Source organism: Streptomyces sp. NPDC048603, from assembly GCF_043199475.1.
In the GTDB taxonomy this organism is placed as follows: Bacteria; Actinomycetota; Actinomycetes; order Streptomycetales; family Streptomycetaceae; genus Streptomyces.
Genome location: NZ_JBICVY010000005.1, coordinates 49800 through 66308, shown reverse-complemented (window position 1 = coordinate 66308; position 16509 = coordinate 49800). Strand labels below are relative to the sequence as shown.

Here is a 16509-nt window from a genome sequence, read left to right as displayed (position 1 = left end):
GGGCGTAACAACCCCAGGAGGTGTGAGATGCGCGGTGGTTCCCCGGTGGCGACCCCGCCCGAGCGGGTCTTCGGAGAGGACCTGCTGGCGGTCGCCGCACGCGTGCGCAAGGGCCTGGACACGGAAGCGGGGGCGGAGGTCTTGGAATCCGACGTGGAGCTCCCCGCGGAGCAGGCGGCGGCCGAGCGGATCCGGCTCGCCGCGCGCGAGGAACGGACCCGGGTGCTGGACGCGGGGGTCCGCGGTCTGGAGAAGCTGGCCGCGGGCCGCGCCGACGAGATCGACGAGGACGAGGACTTCGGGGTGGAGGCCATCGTGCTGCTCGAAGGCCGGCCGGCGATCCTCGTCCAGAACCAGGACTTCGCGTCGCAGCAGGGCGACTGGGCCGTGCTGGACGGGCAGCGGGCCGCGATCCGGGAGTCCATCGCCCGGGTCGGCCGGGTCGAGGTCACCGGCCACCCGGATTTCGACTGGCTGGGCACCGGCTTCCTGGTGTCGCCCGACGTGGTGATGACCAACCGGCACGTGGCCGCCGAGTTCACCCGCACGGACGGACAGGGCGGTTTCACCTTCCGGCCCGGCGTGGGTGCCCGCATCGACACCGTCGAGGAGCTGGGCGCGCCGCCGTCCGACCGGTCCTTCGAGTTCGCGGTCACCGGAGTGGTGGGCATCCACCGGGACGTGGACATGGCGCTGCTGAGGGTCGAGCCGACGGCGGGCGGCGGCGGGGCCCTGCCGACCCCGCTCGCGGTGGCCGCGGACGCCCCGCCCGACCTGGCGGGCCGCCCGGTGTACGTGGTGGGCTATCCGGCGGCGGACGGCCGGCGCAACGAGCCGGTGGCGATGAGCCGGATCTTCATGGACGTGTACAACGTGAAGCGGCTGCAGCCGGGTACGGCGACGGCGCTGCAGCCGGACGGGCTGACCATGCACCACGACTGTTCGACGCTCGGCGGCAACAGCGGTTCGCCGGTGTTCGACCTCGCCGACCACCGGGTGCTCGGCCTGCACTTCGGCGGCCGGTTCCGCAGCGCCAACAACGCCGTGCCGCTGTTCTCGCTGACCGAGGACCCGCTGCTGGAGCGCGTGGGAGTCAATTTCGTCTGACGCCCGTGTCGTTCGTGTCGCTCACGTCGTCGCCGTCGCCTCCATGGTTCGTGTCATTCGTGGCATTCGTGTCGGCCGTACGACAGTCCCGCGACGCCCGTACGAAGATCCCGTGGCCGAACCGCCCTGGCTGTTTCGTGTGGTTGTGGGCGTGCCGGGCACGCTGGTTGGCTTCCCGGCATGCCGCTGATCACACGTCCCCGCACCCGGCGCCCCGGCCTGATCGCCGCGGGCTCCGCGATGCTGTTCGCCCTGACCGCCGCCCTGCCCTCGGCCAACGCCTCGGCCGCTCCCGCCGGCACCCCGGCGGACGCCGCGCCCGGTGCCGGGGCCGGCTCGGTCGTGCTCGACTGGTACGACACCACCGCGCGGACGGTGGAGGCCGCCCCCGCACCCACCCAGATCACCAACAGCCGGACGTGGGCCATCAGCTGGCTCGCCGCCGCCCGGGCCACCAGGGAGGCGCCGCACAGCCGGTCCCGGGCCGCCTTCCAGGACGCGGCCGTGGCGACCGCCGTGCACGACGCGCTGGTCGCCCTCACGCCGTCCCGCACGGCCGAGCTCGACGCGGCCCTGGCCGCGAGCCTGGCCCGGGTGCCGGACGGCCCGGCCGAGGACCGCGGGGTGGCCGCCGGGGCCCGGCAGGCCCGCGCGGTCCTCGCCTCCCGTAACGGGGACGGCCTCGACCCGGCCTCCGTGAACGCCCCGTTCACGGTGCCGCCCGCCGCTCCGGGCGTGTGGCAGCCCACGCCGGACGGCTACGCCCCGGCCGTCCAGTACGGGAACCGCGTCGCCAGGCCCTTCCTGCTGGACTCCCCGTCCCAGTACCGGCTCGGCCCGCCGCCGGCCCTCGACTCCCGCCGCTATCGGGCCGACCTGGCCGAGGTGCGGGCGTACGGCGCGGCCGACAGCACCGTGCGCACGGCCCGGCAGACCGAGACCGCGACCTTCTGGTACGGCTCCTCGCTGACCCTGTACACCGAACCGCTGCGGGTCGCCGTGGCCCGGTCGGGCGGCTCGGCCGGTGACCGCGCCGAGCTCCTGGCGCTGTTCCACACCGCGCTGGTCGACACCCAGATCGCGACCTCGGACAGCAAGTACACCTACCTCCGCTGGCGGCCGGTGACCGCGATCCGCACCGGATCCCTCGGCACCGACCCGGCCTGGCGTCCGCTGCACCAGACCCCGGCACACCCGGACTACCCCAGCGGGCACGCGACCTACGCCGGCGCCGCCCAGGCCGTGCTGGACGCCCTGACCGGCTCGCGTACGGACCCGTTCACCCTCACCAGCCCCACCGCGCCGGGAGTGACGCGCACGTACACCAGCTGGCGGGCGCTGACCCGGGACAACGTGGACGCGCGGGTCTGGTCCGGGATCCACAGCCGCACCGCGGACGAGGCGGGCGTCCGCCTCGGCCGGGCGGTCGGTGAGCACGCCCTGCGCAACGCGGACCGCCTGTTCGGGACGCCGTAACCGCCCCCGCGCCACGGCTCAGCCGTCGCCGTACGCCTCGCCGCCGAGTTCGAAGCCGGCGGTGCCGGCGGTGGTGTCGGCCAGCCAGACCCGGAAGGCGTCGATGTCCGACTCGGGCAGGCCGATCTCGATGGAGACGGCCTCCCCGTACCGCACGTCCAGCACGGCGCGGCCGGTGGAGCGCAGGTCGTTCTGCGTCTTCCCGGCCCGCTGGTGGTCGACGGTGACGGTGGCCAGCCGGTAGCGGTGCCGGGTGACGGTGCCCAGCTCGTCGAGGGCCTCGCCGACGACCCCGCCGTACGCGCGGATCAGCCCGCCCGCGCCCAGCTTGACCCCGCCGTAGTAGCGGGTGACCACGGCGACGGCGTACCGGATGTCCCGCCGGGTGAGCATCTGCAGCATCGGTACCCCGGCGGTGCCGCCGGGTTCGCCGTCGTCACTGGCCTTCTGCACCGAGGCGTCGGCCCCGATGACGTACGCGAAGCAGTTGTGCGAGGCGGTGGGGTGCTCCCGGCGGATCCGGGCGATGAACTCCTGGGCCTCTTGCTCGGTCGCGGCGGGCGCGAGCGAGCAGATGAACCTCGATCGGTTGATCTCCGATTCGTGCACGCCCGCACGGGCCACCGTCACGTACTGGTCTGCCTTCACCGCTCCACCCTAAGCGGAGCGGTGCGGGGAATCGGACCGGTGTCCGACGGGTTGTCCACGAGTGCGGGCGGGCAACCGGCCGGCCCGCCGACCAGCAACAGGAGGCGCGCCCGTGTACGGCGACCCGGCCACCATCCGCAGCATCCTCACCGGACTCGGCGACACCTGGGCCGTGGTGGGACTGTCCAACAACCAGAGCCGGGCGGCCTACGGGGTGGCCCGCGTCCTGCAGAGGTACGGCAAGCGGGTGGTGCCGGTCCATCCGAAGGCGGAGACCGTGCACGGCGAGCAGGGGTACGCCTCGCTGGCCGAGATCCCGTTCAAGGTGGACGTGGTCGACGTGTTCGTGAACAGCGAGCTGGCCGGTCCGGTGGCGGACGAAGCGGTGGCGGCGGGCGCGGAGGCGGTCTGGTTCCAGCTCGGCGTGATCGACGAGGCGGCGTACGAGCGGACCCGGGCGGCCGGGCTGGAGATGGTCATGGACAAGTGCCCGGCCATCGAGATCCCGCTGCTGGACTGACCGGACCGAGCGGGCCGGGCGGGGCGGGAGCGACGGTTCGGGTATCGGAACACCTGTGTGATGTACTCGGTGGTTCGTCTTTCTCCCGCCGCACCGCCCTGTGAGGTTCCCCCATGTCCGTCCTGCTCGCCCTGGCCACCGCCGTGCTGTGGGGGTTCGCCGATTTCGGTGGCGGGCTGCTGACGCGGCGGCTGCCGGCCCTGACCGTGGTGATGGCCTCGCAGGTGATCGCCGTGGTGGTGCTGGGCACGATCGTGCTGGCGACGGGCGGCTGGCGGGAGGCCGGGCCGCAGCTGTGGTTCGCGGTCGGGGCCGGTCTGGTCGGGCCGGTCGCGATGTTCAGCTTCTACAAGGCGCTTGCCCTGGGGCCGATGGGCGTGGTGTCCCCGCTGGGTTCGCTGGGCGTGGTGGTGCCGGTCGGCGTCGGCCTGGCGATCGGCGAGCGGCCCGGGTTCGGGCAGGTCGCCGGGATCGCGGTGGCCCTGGTCGGCATCGTGCTGGCCGGTGGGCCGGAGCTGCGCGGCGCGCCCGTACAGCGCCAGGCGATCGTGCTGACCCTGGTCGCGGCCTTCGGGTTCGGCGCGGTGATGGCGCTGATCGCGGAGGCGTCGTCCACGCTGACCGGACTCTTCCTGGCGCTGTTCGTCCAGCGGGTGACCAATGTGGCGGCGGGCGGGACCGCGCTGTGGCTGGGGACCCGCCGTGGCACCCCGGCGCTGCCGGAGGGCACCGGGCTCCGCGACCTGTGGCCGCTGGTGCCCGCGCTGGCCTTCGTCGGCCTGGCCGACGTCGCGGCGAACGGCACGTACTCGCTCGCCGCGCAGACCGGGCCGGTCACGGTGGCCGCGGTCCTCTCGTCCCTGTACCCGGTGATCACCGCGCTGGCGGCGTTCGCGCTGCTGAAGGAACGGCTGCGTACGGTGCAGGCGGCCGGCGCGGGTCTCGCCCTGGCCGGCACGGTACTGCTGGCGGCCGGCTGAGGGAACCGGCCCCGGCCGGCCGCGGGCCCGGGCCCGGTCAGTCCTGGCGGTCCACGGCGAACGTGGAGCAGGCGGACCCCGCGGCGGCGACCGTGCCTCTGATGACGGCGGGCCGGTCACCGGTGACCGTGGCCTCCAGGTCGACGGTCAGGTAGCCCGGCGGCTGGACGATCCACTGGTCTCCGCGCAGCACCATCCGTCCGTTCTCGTGGAACCCGATCATCGTGAACGAGCCGCTCGGCACGGCCGGGTTGTCCGGGTGGGCGGAGAACGCGAACACGGCCCGCAGGGCGGTCCCGCCCGCGCGGTTGACGGTGAGGTCGAGACGGGTGAGGCCCTGGGTGCACCGGTAGGTGCCCCGCCACACGCCGACCACCCCGGGTCCGCTGTCCGCGGACGGCGAGGGGCCCGCCTGCGTGACGCCGGAGGACTGTCCCGGACCGGACGGCCGGGGGCCCAGCGGCGGCGCTCCGGGGTCGGAGGGAGCCGACACGGAGGGAGCCGACACGGACGGCCCCGGCAGCGACGGCGCCGACACCGGTCCGTTCCCGGTGCCCGAGCCCGCCTCCTCCCAGGCCCGCGGCAGGAGCCACGCCAGGAGGCCGATCACCACCGCGGCGGCCGCGGCGGCGCCGGTGAAGAGCGCGGTGCGGCCGCCCGGGCCCGGTCGCGGCCCGCCCCGCAGCCGGTCGTCCACCGGGTACTCGGGGAAGGTGGGCGGCAGCGGCCGGACGTCCTGGAGCGGCGGCCCGAAACCACCGGGGCCGTGCGACGGCACCGGGGCCGGCGGCCCCTGTGGCTGCGGCGGCAGCCGGGGACGGGGAGGCTGCTCCTGGTGTGCCGGGGTGGTGGCCGTCGGGGCGGCGGGGTCGGCTCCGGGCCGTGCGGGGGTGCGCGGGTCCACGGCCGTCGGCGTCCGCGGGTCGATCTTGGTCGGCGCCGTCCCGTCGGTGCGTGGCCCGGCAGCCGCGCCCGCTCCTCCCGCTCCCCCGGTGTCCTCGGTGAACAGCAGTGCGGCCAGCGACGCGGGCAGCCACCGCACTCCCGCCGTGACCTCGGTGTCGCCGGACAGCTCCTCCAGCAGCCCGGACACCGTGGGACGGGCCGCGGGGTCCTTGGCCAGGCAGCGGCCTACCACCTCGCGCAGTCTCGGGGGCAGTCCGGCGATGTCCGGCTCGTCGTGCACCACCCGGTACATCAGCTGCGAGACGGTCCCGCCGCCGAACGGGCCCACGCCGGTGGCGGTGAAGGTCAGCAGCGCACCCAGCGCGAACACGTCGGTGGCCGCGGTGACGGGTTCGCCGGTGAGCTGCTCCGGGGCCATGAAGCCCGGGGTGCCCACCATGAATCCGGTGCGGGTCAGTTCCGTCGCGCCGTCGGAGACGACCGAGATGCCGAAGTCGATCACGCGCGGCCCGTCGGGTGAGAGCAGCACGTTGGACGGCTTGAGGTCGCGGTGGACGACGTCCTGCGCGTGGATCGCCTCCAGGGCCTCGGCCACCCCGGCGGCCAGGGCGAGCACCGACTGCCCGGGCCAGGGGCCGTGCGCACGGACCGCGTCGTTGAGGGAGGGGCCGGACACGTAGGCCGTGGCGAGCCACGGCGGGCGTCCGTCCGGGTCGGCGTCGATGAGGCCGGCCGTGAACACTCCGTTGACCTGGCGCGCCGCGGTGACCTCGCGTACGAACCGGCGCCGGAACTCCGCGTCCTCCGCGAGCTCGGGGCGGACCACCTTGACCGCGACGGCTCGGCCGCCCCGGGACCGCCCGAGGTAGACGGTGCCCATGCCGCCGCCGCCCAGCCTGCCCGTGATCCGGTACGGGCCGACCTGTGTGGGATCACCGGCCCGCAGTGCCTCCGGTTCGCGCCTCACGCCGCCCCCCTCCCGGGCCGGCCGAAGAAGCGCCACGGCCCGCCGTAGTGCCGTCATCATGGCAGTGCCGAGACGGTCCGCGCGGCGGATTCCGGCCGTCCCGCGCCAGGCCTGCGGTCTCCCCGCCCGGCCTGCCGCGCCCGGCCCCGCTCGGGCCTTGCCAGGGCGAAAGATACAGGCGATCCGGAATCATGAGCGCCGTTTCTCGCCGACCGGACAACTTCGGCTCAGCCGGTCTCCTCCGCTTCGGCCATCTCCGCCAGGGCGCGGAGCTGGCCGGGAGTGACCCCGTCCGGGATCGGGCGCGGGGCCGGGGTGCGCAGCGGCGGCTGCCAGCCGGTTTCCGGCTCCCAGCGCCGTACGATCCGGGCCGGCGCCCCCGCCACCACGGCGTGGTCCGGCACCTCGCCCCGTACGACGGCCCCCGCGGCGACCACGACGTTCCGGCCGAGTCGCGCCCCCGGGAGGATCACCGAGCCGGTGCCCAGCCAGCAGCCCGGGCCGATCTCGACCGGCTCGCTGCGCGGCCACTGCTTCCCGACGGGCTCGTGCGGGTCGTCGTAGCTGTGGTTGGTGGAGGTGATGTAGACGCCGGGGCCGCAGAAGGTGTCGTTGCCGATGCTGATCCGGGTGTCGGCGATGACGTGGCTGCCGCGGCCGAGGACCACGCCGTTGCCGAGGACCAGTACGGGGTCCGGGCCGAGGTCGAGGTCGGGCATCATCCCGGCGGTCAGGGTCACCTGCTCGCCGATGATGCAGTGGTCGCCGAGCCGGATCCAGGGCGCGCCGAAGACGGTGCCCTGGGGGAACGCGAGCCGGGTGCCGGTGCCGATGGCGCCGAACCGGTGCGGGCCGGGGTTCTGTGCGGTGACCGCGCCGGCCTGCTGCATCCACCGCCAGCCGGCGTGCACGGCGCGGTTGCCCAGGCGGCGGCGCCAGGCCGCCAGTGCGGGGGCGACAGATGAGAACGTGTTTCTGTTCTTCGGCACCCGGCCACGGTAGTCGGCCGGGCGGCGGGCGTCCGGGCCGGGCTGCTGTGATCTTCACCCCATCGTCTACGGTGCTGCCGAGCGCGGCATCGGGAACCAGAGGGAAGAGACCAGACATGACGTATCAGACGGGTGGACCGGCCGGGGCGCTGGTGGCGGGCGTGGGCGGCAAGAGCCCGCAGGTCGACCCCGAGGCCTTCACCGCCCCGACGTCCGTGGTCGTCGGCGACGTGACCATGGCCGCCGGCACGAGCATCTGGTATTCGGCGGTGCTTCGCGCCGACTGCGCCCCGATCACGATGGGCGCGGACAGCAACGTCCAGGACAACTGCACGGTCCACACCGACCCCGGCTTCCCGGTCTCCATCGGCGAGCGGGTCTCCGTCGGCCACAACGCGGTGGTGCACGGCTGCACGGTCGAGGACGACTGCCTCATCGGCATGGGCGCCACGGTCCTCAACGGCGCGGTGATCGGCGCGGGGTCGCTCGTCGCCGCCCAGGCACTGGTGCCGCAGGGCATGGTCGTCCCGCCGGGTTCGCTGGTGGCCGGCGTCCCGGCGAAGGTCCGCCGCGAACTGACCGAGGAGGAGAAGGAGGGCATCCGCCTCAACGCGGCGATGTACCTCGAACTCGCGAAGCAGCACCGCGCGTCGGTGACCCCCGCCGGGTAACGGCCCCGAGCCCCCGCCCCGTCAGGGGCGCGGGGAACTGCGCGACCAGCCACAGAACGGCGCGCAGGTCCGTCGCGGCCCGGACGCCCCCGGACACGGGTCCGGGGGCCCGGGGGCTCGCCCCCGGTTCGGGAAGGGGCGGGGTGGGGAACAGCCCCGCGGGGAAGGGTCAGCCGCGCTCGGAGGCCAGGGCCGGCTCCGGCTCGGCGGCCGGCTCCGCCTCACCCGCGCCCGCGGCGGCGGCCTTCGCCGCACGCCGCTTGAGCACCAGCATCGAGGTCAGCCCGATGAGCACGGCGAGCACCAGCCCCAGCCAGGAGAACCGCTTCAGCCAGGCCTCCGCGACGATGCCGACGTAGTAGATGACGGCTGTGGTGCCGCCCGCCCACAGGATGCCGCCGAAGACGTTGGCGATCAGGAACTTCCAGTACGGCATGTGCAGCACACCCGCCAGCGGCCCGGCGAAGATCCGCAGCAGGGCCACGAAGCGGCCGAACAAGACCGCCCACATGCCCCACTTCTCGAAGGACCGCTCCGCCATGCCGATCTGCGCGGCGCCGAAGTGCTTCGGGAACCGCCTCCCGAGCCGTTCCAGCAGCGGCTTGCCGCCGCGCCGCCCGATCGCGTAGCCGATGGAGTCTCCGACGATCGCGCCCGTGGTGGCGCAGATGCCCAGCACCAGCGGGTCGATGTCCCCGTGCTGGGACGCCAGCAGGGCCGAGCTGACCAGGATGATCTCGCCCGGCAGCGGAATGCCGAGGCTCTCCAGCCCGATGACCACACCCACCAGCAGATAGACACTCACCGCCGGAACGGTCTCCAGCCACTCCTGGATGTGCACCGGTACGTCCTCCCACATCGCCGCATCGCCGCGTCGAACCGCGGTGCCCCCTTGTGGCGCACCGCGCACCGACCGGGCAGCCTACCTGCCGCGGACCACCGCCTTCGCCCGCAGCGGCAGTTCCCGGGAGGAGCGCCCCACGAAGACCTCCCGGCGGCCGGTGCCCAGCACCCAGGCGTGCCGGGCCGGATCCCACGAGGACAGCGCGCGCCGGTCGAGGGTCACGGTGACCCGCTGCGCCTGCCCCGGGCCGAGGACGATCTTCCGGTAGCCGGCCAGGGCCCGGACCGGCTGGTCCAGCGTGAGGTCCGGCGAGGGCCCGACGTACACCTGGGCCACCTCGGTGCCCTTGCGGCGGCCGGTGTTGCGGACGGTGAACTCCACCCGCAGCGCCCCGTCCTCGGACCGGACGGCGGGCTGCTCGTAGCGCCAGGTGGTGTACGACAGGCCGTGCCCGAAGGGGAACAGCGGCGCCACGCGCTGCGCGTCGTACCAGCGGTGTCCCACGTGGACGCCCTCGCTGTACTCCTGTCGTCCGCCGACCCCGGGGTAGCGCAGCAGGTCCCCGCCGACCGGGTGGGCCCGTTCGCCGGCCGGGAAGGTCTGGGTGAGCCGGCCGCCCGGGTCGGCGTCGCCGAAGAGCACGTCGGCGGTGGCCGCGGCGCCCTCCTGCCCCGGGTAGTACATCTGGAGGACCGCCCCGGTGCGGTCCAGCCACGGCATGGCGGTGGCGGAGGAGGTGTTGAGGACCACCGTGGTGCGCGGGTTGGCCGCGGTGACCGCCTCGATCAGCGCCTGCTGGCCTCCGGGCAGGGCGAGGGTGGTGCGGTCGGCGCCGGGGGCGGCGTCCTCGTAGGCGAAGAGCACGACGCTGTGGGCCGCCCCGGCCGTCTTGACCGCCTCGGCGAGGTCGGCGGCCCGGCCGGCCCGGGTGGTGTGGCGCAGCCGGAAGCGCTGCCCGGTGGTGCCGCCGCGGGCGGTGACGGCCAGTTTGTGCGGCCCGGCCTTCAGGCCGAGGGTGCGGCGGCGGACCGTGAGCCCGTCCGGGGCCGTGCCGAGCAGGGCACCGGTGAAGGGCTCGGCGACGCCCGGGCGTACGGGGAAGACCTCCTCGCCGTCGATCCGGACCTCGGGGCGCAGCCCGGAGTGGTGGAGCAGCAGGGTCCACTCGTCGTCCTCGGGGAGCGTGAAGGAGGCCTCCCAGCCGCGGCTGCGGCCGGCGTCCACGCGCTGGTCCTCGAAGGCGACGGGCGGGGTGAGCATCGCGGCGGGGATCGGGCGTCCGTGCACGTCCTCGCCGAGGGCGTAGCGCACGGTGGCGTTCCGTCCGGCCCGCTGCCGGATGGCGGCCAGCGGCGCGGCTGCCCGGTCGGGCACCACGTGCGCGGCGCCGCCGCCGCTGACGAAGGGGACGCCGCCGGAGGGCCCGATGACGGCGATGGACCGGGCGGCGGCGCCGGCCAGCGGGAGGGTGCCGCGCTCGTTGCGGAGCAGGACCGCTCCGGCCGTGGCGACGCGCCGGGCGACGCGGGCACCGGCCACCGGGTCGCGCGGGGGCCTGCGGGGTGCCCTGCCGTCGAGGAGTCCGAAGCGGTCCATGGTGCCGAGCACCCGGCGGACGGCCTGGTCCACGGCGGGTTCGGACACGGTCCCGGCCCGCACGGCCTGGCGCAGCGGGGCGCCGAAGTGGATGCCGGCGGGGAGTTCCATGTCGAGGCCGGAGGTGATGGCGGCGACCGTGCTGTGGGTGGCGTTCCAGTCGGAAACCACCCAGCCGTCGAATCCCCAGCGGGCGCGCAGCAGCTCGTCGAGGAGCAGTCTGCTCTCGCCCGCGCGGACGCCGTTGACCTTGTTGTACGCGCCGACGAGGGCGCCGGCTCCGGCGGCGACGGCGGACTCGAAGCCGCGCAGTTCCGTTTCCTGGAGGGTCTGTTCGTCGACGGTCACGTCGAGGGTGCCGCGGCCGTGCTGCTGGTTGTCGAGGGCGAAGCGGCCGACGGCGGCGATGAGGCCCTCGTCCTGGATGCCGCGAACCAGTTCGGCGACCAGGTCGGCGGTGAGCCGCGGGTCCTCGGCGAGGCTTTCGAAGTTGCGGCCGCCGTAGGGGGTGCGGATCAGGTTGGCCACCGGGGCCAGCAGCAGGTCCTGGCCGAGCGAGCGGCCCTCGCGGCCGAGCACGCGCCCGTACTCGCGGGCGAGCCCCGGGTCGAAGGCGGAGGCCAGCATGACGGGGGCGGGCAGCGCGGTGGCCGGCTTGGCGACGCTGATCCCGTTGGGTCCGTGGGCGATGCGCAGCACGGGCACGTCCAGGCGCGGCACACCGGGTACGTAGGCCGCCTGTCCGAGGGGGGCGGGGTCGCGGGTGCCGTGCAGTAGGGCGGTCTTCTCGTCCAGGGTGAGGTGTTCGAGCAGGGCGTCGACCCGGACGGCGCTGCCCGGCCGGGCGGGTCCCGCTCCGGCTCCGCCGCTCGCCGTGCCCGCCGTACGGGGTGCCGTCCCGGGCGGCAGGTCCGCCACGCACCCGGCGGTCCCGGCGGTGCCGAGTGCGGCGCCCGCCGCTCCCAGCAGCCGCAGGGCGGAACGTCTGGACAGGGCCTCGGACAGGGCCTCGGACATGGGCACTCCCTGCGGCGGCGCTCGGCGCGGGCGGCCCCCGGGGCCGCCCCGCCCACTCTGTGCCATGGGGAGCCCCGGCACCGCGGAGGCTCGCGGCCGGCGGCCGGGGCGTTCAGCTGTTGGGACGCACGGGCTCAGGACTCAGGACTCAGAGCTCAAGGCCGCGGGATCCGGGCCCGGCGGCCCGCCGGTACCCCCGCGCCTGGGCCATTCGGCGGAATCTGCCGGGGCGGGAGGCAACTCCTGCACCGGCCCTCCCCGTTGCTGGCATCTTGAGGAGCCATGCACGCACCCACCGGCGACGCCGCCACGCTCCCACCGCAGCAGACCGGCACCGTGGCACGGCCCCGTCCCAAGCCCCCGGCCGAGGACCGTCCCGAGAACACGTGGTGGATCTGGACCATGGCGGGGGCGCTGTTCTTCGGCTACTCGGTCATCTCCCTGGCCCTCCACGAGCGTCTGCTCACCCGCGCCTTCGACCTGGGCATCTTCGTCCAGGTCGTGCGCTCGTACGCCGAGGGGCACCTGCCCGTCTCCGAGGTCAAGGGACCGGACTTCCCGGTCCTCGGCGACCACTTCTCCCCCGTCCTGGCCCTGCTCGCGCCGCTGTACTGGCTGTGGCCCTCGGTCAAGATGCTGCTCGTGGCGCAGGCCGCGCTGGCGGCGGGCAGCGTGCTGGCACTGACCTTCTGGGTCCGGCGTACGCTCGGCTCCGCGGCCGCCGCCGTCATCGGCGCCTGCTACGGCCTCTCCTGGGGCATCGCGAGCGGGGTCACCAGCGACTTCCACGAGTGGGCCTTCGCCCTTCCCCTGCTGGTGCTCTCCCTCACCTCCCTCAGCAGCGGCCGGCTGCGCGCCGCCGCGTACTGGGCACTGCCGCTCGTCCTGGTGAAGGAGGACCTCGGCCTGACGGTGGCCGTGATCGGCCTGGTCATCGCTTGGCGGGGCGGCCGGGGCGGTCGCCGGCTGGGCCTGGTCACGGCCGCCTTCGGCGTGGTGTCGGCAGGTGTGGCCCTGCTGGTACTGGGCTCGTTCCACCCGGGCGGGTTCGAGGGCTACTTCGCCTCCCACAATCCGGCCCTGCCCCCGGGCCTGCTCCCGCCCGAGCTGGCGAACGCGCCGCAGGACGGCCTGACGGGCTTCCTGTACAAGGTGACGCTCGGGCTGATCACCCCGCAGCAGAAGGTCACGACCCTCATCCTGATCCTGGCCCCGACCCTGTTCCTGGCCCTGCGCTCGCCGCTGGTGCTGATCGCGCTGCCGTCCGTACTGTGGCGCCTGGCCTCGGGCTACCCCGACCACTGGGGCACCGGTTACCACTACTCGCTGCTGGTCATGCCGATCGTCTTCGTCGCCTTCGCCGACGCCCTGCACCGGCGGGGCAACAGCGGCGTCGGCCTGTACCGCCATCTGGCGGGTTCGGCGGCGATCACCCTGATGCTGCTGCCGCACTTCCCGCTGTGGCAGCTGGTCGAGCCGGAGACCTGGCGCAACCATTCCCGTACCGCGGTGGCCCACAGCGTGATGGCGGAGATCCCGGAGGGCGCCACGGTCCAGGCGTCGAGCTATCTGGTGCCGCACCTCGCCGACCGCACCAGCGTCAGCCTCCACGGCTGGGGCGACAGCCGCCCGGACCCCGAATGGATCATGATCGACAAGCAGGTGGCACCGGCGCTGCGCTTCCCTCTGTCGTCCGTCCGGGAGGCCATGGCCATCTCCGAGGCCCGCGCCCAGGGGTACCGCACGGTGGCGGAGAGGGACGGCTTCCTCCTGCTCAGCCGCACGGGCTGAGGCCCGGACGGCCGCGCTTCGAGCCCGCCGACCGGGGCGGGGCCGGGTGACCTCGGGCACGGTCACCCGGCCTCGCCCTCACTGGCTCTGCACCCTGACCGACGTGAGGACGACGGGCTCCTTGGGGGCTCCGTCCGGCGCTCCGTTCGCGGTCCCCTTCGCCGCGATCCTCTTCACCACGTCCAGCCCCTCGACGACCTTCCCGAAGGGGGTCCAGTCGGGCTTCAGCGGGAACGCGGGATCGCCGTAACTGATGAAGAACTGGCCGCCGTTGCGCCCCGGCTGGGCCTTGGACACGGCCACCGTTCCGGCCGGGTAGACCGCACCGGCGAGGTTCTCGTCCGGATAGGAGTATCCGGGGTCGGAATTGCCGACCCCGGCGGGATCACCGCATTCGAGCACGAAGATCCCCGTCGTGGTGAGGCGGTGGCACTTGCTGCCGTCGAAGTACTTCTTCCCGGCCAGGTACGAGAAGGAGTTCGTGGTGCACGGCGCCTCCTCGGTCAGCGCCTTGACGGTGACCGTGCCCTCGCCGGTGGCGAGCCGGAACGTCAACGGCCGGCCGGCCGCCGCGGCCTCGAAGGACGGTACGCCGACGGTCCGGGATCCGCCCTTGGTCGGCGTATAGGCACAGGTGACGGGCGGTTTCGCAACCGTGGAGCTGCTGGTGAGGGCGACCGCCGTCCAGGTGAGCCCGGAACACGCCGCGGCCGCCGCGACCACGGTGGCCGCCGTCCGCCCCGACCGCCGTCCACCGAACCTGTTCCCGCTGGTCAGACTCATACGTGCCTCGGATTCCATGAGCGGGCGGGTACGACGCGGCGAGCGTATCCAGTGCCGCGCCACAGGCCGGGCACCACACGCCGGACCAGGCAACCGGTCCGGACCCAGGCGGGGCTTCGCCGTTCCCCGGTGCACGGGTCTGGATCGGATCGGCGCTCAAGATCTACGCTGCAGAGGTCCCGCACGAAGGAGCCCCAGCATCCCGCCGGAGGACAGTCCATGTCGTTACCGCCGCCGCCCGGCAACCCTCCTCCGCCGCCGCCGTACCCGCCCTACCCGCCGCACTTCTACCCTCCGCCGCCCCCGCCGCGCCGGAGCGGGACCGGCTGCATCATCGCCGCGGTCGTCGGCGTCGTGCTGGGCGTGTTGCTGCTCATGGCCGCGGTCGACTTCATCGCGGGGGCTCAGGCGGCGGAGGGCGGCCCGGCCGACCCGGACATGTGCGCCTTCGTGGCGAACTTCAAGGCGACGTTCTTCGAATCGGCGTGGGCTCTCGGGTGCGAAATCGGCGGCAGCAACTCCGGTGGCAGCGGCTACTGACCCGCGCGCCACCCCGGCGGTTCAGCGCCTACGCGTTCGGACGCAGGGTCCAGACCACGGTCATCTCGCCCGTGACGGCCTGGTCGGAGTCGCGCTGGATGGTGATGGCCACCGGGAACTCGGGGCGGCCGCCCTCGTCGAGTTCCGCGATGACCTCGGCCGCGGGGCGGCCCAGGGTGGCGGTCGCGGTGACCGGGCCCTTGGCGACCTTCTTGTAGCCGATCTGCGCGCTGACCGCGAGCGGAACGGCACGGGAGAGCTGCTCCTGGAAGGCGGCGAGCACGATCGCACCGCTCGCGGACTCCGCGAGGGTGAACATGGCTCCGGCATGCGGGCCCTGGATGTGGTTGTGGTAGTCCGGCTGGTCCGGCAGGCGGAAGACGGCGCGCTCGGGCGTGGTCTCCACGCACTCGAGGTTGAGGGTGCGGACCATCGGCACCGTGGCGGCGAGCAGTTCGCCCATGTTCATCTGATCTGCGCTCATGGAACCGGATGTTACCCGCGAGTAGACGCGCTTGACCAGCCCCCCCGGTAGGGGCGGGCGTAGCCCCTGTCACCCCCTCCCACTATCGTTACCGGCCATGTGGCCAGGACAGCAGCCGTCGCCCGGGGGCGAGCAGAACCCTCAGAACGCCAACCAGAACCCGTACCAGCAGCCGGGGCAGCAGCCCGGGCAGCCGAACCCGTACCAGCAGCCGGGGTACGGACAGCAGCAGCCCGGGTACGGGCAGCAGCAGCCGGGTTACGGGTACCCGCAACAGGGGTACGGCCAGCAGCCGGCCGCCCAGCCGTGGGGACCGCAGGCACAGTCGCAGTCCCCGCAGGGCGGCGGCTCCGGCTCGTCGAACTCGACCAAGACCGTGGCGATCGTCGCCGCGGCCGCCGTGGTCGTCGCGGCGGCCGTCACGGGCGCGTTCGTCCTCACCAAGGACGACGAGGAGAAGCCCCAGGCCAACGACAAGCCCCAGAACACGGCGTCCGCGCCGCCCTCCGCCGCGATGAGCCCGGCCGCCCCGGCCACGCCGAGCGGCAACCCGCGCGCGGGCGGCTCCGAGCAGCCGACCGTTCCCGGCTGGAAGGTGGTCGTCAACACCAAGTACGGCGTCGCCTTCGACGTCCCGCCGGAGTGGAAGGTGCTGGGCTCCGGCGTCAGCGCCGGCTTCCTCGACGAGAAGAAGAACGACGGCATCTCCCCCGCCATCAGCATGTCGGCGCCCGCGTACCTCAAGGAGGAGTGGTGCACGGTCGACTCCGACAAGGACGGTGACACCGAGGAGTTCTCGCTGGCGGGCACCGGCGTGAAGGGGGCCAACGGCGCCAAGGACACCGGCGATGCCGCGTCCGCCAACACCGGCACCTGGGTCTGGGCGGGTTACGCCCAGAAGGAGCCGGACGGCACGGTCAAGGTCACCACGCCCAAGGAGTACACGACCGCCTCCGGCCTCAAGGGCCACATGGTCACCGCCACCGCCACCGGCGTGAAGAAGCCCCACAAGTGCGCCACCGACGGCAAGGCCATCGGCTTCGGCTTCAAGAACGGCAAGGGTGACTTCGCGAGCTGGGTGCTCTACGGCGCGGCCGGCGTGAAGGACGAGGTCAAGCCCGAGGTCTACGAGAAGGTCCTCAGCACGCTCCGCCTCACCTCCGGCTGATCCTGCGCGGATCCGCCCCGCC

The 16509-nt window shown here is 74.0% G+C and carries 15 protein-coding genes; 8 read left to right on the top strand and 7 right to left on the bottom strand.

The window, feature by feature from the left end:
- Positions 1-27 precede the first annotated feature (27 nt).
- Both ACGFQ9_RS13170 and ACGFQ9_RS13165 read left to right on the top strand, forming a co-directional pair.
- Positions 28-1107, top strand: coding sequence for a trypsin-like serine peptidase (locus tag ACGFQ9_RS13170; protein WP_393573839.1), 1080 nt, complete (start codon positions 28-30; stop codon positions 1105-1107).
- Positions 1108-1287: 180 nt separating this feature from the next.
- On the top strand, positions 1288-2583 hold the full coding sequence (locus ACGFQ9_RS13165; protein WP_393573838.1) for a vanadium-dependent haloperoxidase: 1296 nt from the start codon (positions 1288-1290) through the stop codon (positions 2581-2583).
- 18 nt (positions 2584-2601) lie between these two features.
- On the opposite strand, the gene ACGFQ9_RS13160 is transcribed toward ACGFQ9_RS13165, so the two are convergent.
- On the bottom strand, positions 2602-3231 hold the full coding sequence (locus ACGFQ9_RS13160; RefSeq protein ID WP_393573837.1) for a YigZ family protein: 630 nt from the start codon (positions 3229-3231) through the stop codon (positions 2602-2604).
- 112 nt (positions 3232-3343) lie between these two features.
- Here ACGFQ9_RS13160 and ACGFQ9_RS13155 point away from each other — a divergent pair, with 112 nt between their 5' ends.
- Both ACGFQ9_RS13155 and ACGFQ9_RS13150 read left to right on the top strand, forming a co-directional pair.
- On the top strand, positions 3344-3751 hold the full coding sequence (locus ACGFQ9_RS13155; protein ID WP_393573836.1) for a CoA-binding protein: 408 nt from the start codon (positions 3344-3346) through the stop codon (positions 3749-3751).
- Between the two features lie 113 nt (positions 3752-3864).
- A complete protein-coding gene (locus ACGFQ9_RS13150) occupies positions 3865-4731 on the top strand; it encodes an EamA family transporter (protein ID WP_393573835.1) in 867 nt (288 codons plus the stop codon).
- 37 nt (positions 4732-4768) lie between these two features.
- On the opposite strand, the gene ACGFQ9_RS13145 is transcribed toward ACGFQ9_RS13150, so the two are convergent.
- Together ACGFQ9_RS13145 and ACGFQ9_RS13140 are read right to left on the bottom strand one after the other, a co-directional pair.
- Positions 4769-6604, bottom strand: coding sequence for a protein kinase (locus ACGFQ9_RS13145; RefSeq protein WP_393573834.1), 1836 nt, complete (start codon positions 6602-6604; stop codon positions 4769-4771).
- Positions 6605-6831: 227 nt separating this feature from the next.
- Positions 6832-7593 carry an acyltransferase gene (locus tag ACGFQ9_RS13140; protein WP_393573833.1) on the bottom strand — a complete coding sequence of 254 codons (762 nt, stop codon included), beginning with the start codon at positions 7591-7593 and terminating at the stop codon, positions 6832-6834.
- Positions 7594-7709: 116 nt separating this feature from the next.
- On the opposite strand from ACGFQ9_RS13140, the gene ACGFQ9_RS13135 reads away from it, so the two are divergent.
- On the top strand, positions 7710-8264 hold the full coding sequence (locus ACGFQ9_RS13135; protein ID WP_393573832.1) for a gamma carbonic anhydrase family protein: 555 nt from the start codon (positions 7710-7712) through the stop codon (positions 8262-8264).
- Between the two features lie 169 nt (positions 8265-8433).
- Here ACGFQ9_RS13135 and ACGFQ9_RS13130 read toward each other — a convergent pair whose 3' ends face one another.
- Both ACGFQ9_RS13130 and ACGFQ9_RS13125 read right to left on the bottom strand, forming a co-directional pair.
- A complete protein-coding gene (locus tag ACGFQ9_RS13130; protein WP_393573831.1) occupies positions 8434-9105 on the bottom strand; it encodes a DedA family protein in 672 nt (223 codons plus the stop codon).
- An 81-nt stretch (positions 9106-9186) separates the two neighbouring features.
- Positions 9187-11721 (bottom strand): beta-glucosidase, encoded by a 2535-nt coding sequence (locus ACGFQ9_RS13125; protein WP_393573830.1) that lies wholly within the window; start codon positions 11719-11721, stop codon positions 9187-9189.
- A 282-nt stretch (positions 11722-12003) separates the two neighbouring features.
- Here ACGFQ9_RS13125 and ACGFQ9_RS13120 point away from each other — a divergent pair, with 282 nt between their 5' ends.
- Positions 12004-13512, top strand: a complete 1509-nt coding sequence (locus ACGFQ9_RS13120; RefSeq protein ID WP_393573829.1) for a DUF2079 domain-containing protein — start codon at positions 12004-12006, stop codon at positions 13510-13512.
- 78 nt (positions 13513-13590) lie between these two features.
- Here ACGFQ9_RS13120 and ACGFQ9_RS13115 read toward each other — a convergent pair whose 3' ends face one another.
- Positions 13591-14295, bottom strand: coding sequence for a peptidylprolyl isomerase (locus ACGFQ9_RS13115; RefSeq protein WP_393573828.1), 705 nt, complete (start codon positions 14293-14295; stop codon positions 13591-13593).
- Positions 14296-14514: 219 nt separating this feature from the next.
- On the opposite strand from ACGFQ9_RS13115, the gene ACGFQ9_RS13110 reads away from it, so the two are divergent.
- Complete coding sequence (locus ACGFQ9_RS13110; protein WP_393573827.1) at positions 14515-14835, top strand: hypothetical protein; 321 nt, start codon at positions 14515-14517, stop codon at positions 14833-14835.
- 28 nt (positions 14836-14863) lie between these two features.
- On the opposite strand, the gene ACGFQ9_RS13105 is transcribed toward ACGFQ9_RS13110, so the two are convergent.
- Positions 14864-15319 carry a DUF4442 domain-containing protein gene (locus tag ACGFQ9_RS13105; protein WP_393573826.1) on the bottom strand — a complete coding sequence of 152 codons (456 nt, stop codon included), beginning with the start codon at positions 15317-15319 and terminating at the stop codon, positions 14864-14866.
- A 97-nt stretch (positions 15320-15416) separates the two neighbouring features.
- Here ACGFQ9_RS13105 and ACGFQ9_RS13100 point away from each other — a divergent pair, with 97 nt between their 5' ends.
- Positions 15417-16487, top strand: coding sequence for a hypothetical protein (locus ACGFQ9_RS13100; RefSeq protein WP_393573825.1), 1071 nt, complete (start codon positions 15417-15419; stop codon positions 16485-16487).
- The last annotated feature ends 22 nt before the right edge of the window (positions 16488-16509 follow it).

Coding starts and splice junctions, on each gene's coding strand:
- ACGFQ9_RS13150 (WP_393573835.1), top strand. CDS start 3,865: ATGTCCGTCCTGCTCGCCCTGGCCACCGCCGTGCTGTGGGGGTTCGCC.
- ACGFQ9_RS13115 (WP_393573828.1), bottom strand. CDS start 14,295: ATGAGTCTGACCAGCGGGAACAGGTTCGGTGGACGGCGGTCGGGGCGG.
- ACGFQ9_RS13100 (WP_393573825.1), top strand. CDS start 15,417: ATGTGGCCAGGACAGCAGCCGTCGCCCGGGGGCGAGCAGAACCCTCAG.
- ACGFQ9_RS13120 (WP_393573829.1), top strand. CDS start 12,004: ATGCACGCACCCACCGGCGACGCCGCCACGCTCCCACCGCAGCAGACC.
- ACGFQ9_RS13105 (WP_393573826.1), bottom strand. CDS start 15,319: ATGAGCGCAGATCAGATGAACATGGGCGAACTGCTCGCCGCCACGGTG.
- ACGFQ9_RS13110 (WP_393573827.1), top strand. CDS start 14,515: ATGTCGTTACCGCCGCCGCCCGGCAACCCTCCTCCGCCGCCGCCGTAC.
- ACGFQ9_RS13135 (WP_393573832.1), top strand. CDS start 7,710: ATGACGTATCAGACGGGTGGACCGGCCGGGGCGCTGGTGGCGGGCGTG.
- ACGFQ9_RS13170 (WP_393573839.1), top strand. CDS start 28: ATGCGCGGTGGTTCCCCGGTGGCGACCCCGCCCGAGCGGGTCTTCGGA.
- ACGFQ9_RS13125 (WP_393573830.1), bottom strand. CDS start 11,721: ATGTCCGAGGCCCTGTCCGAGGCCCTGTCCAGACGTTCCGCCCTGCGG.
- ACGFQ9_RS13165 (WP_393573838.1), top strand. CDS start 1,288: ATGCCGCTGATCACACGTCCCCGCACCCGGCGCCCCGGCCTGATCGCC.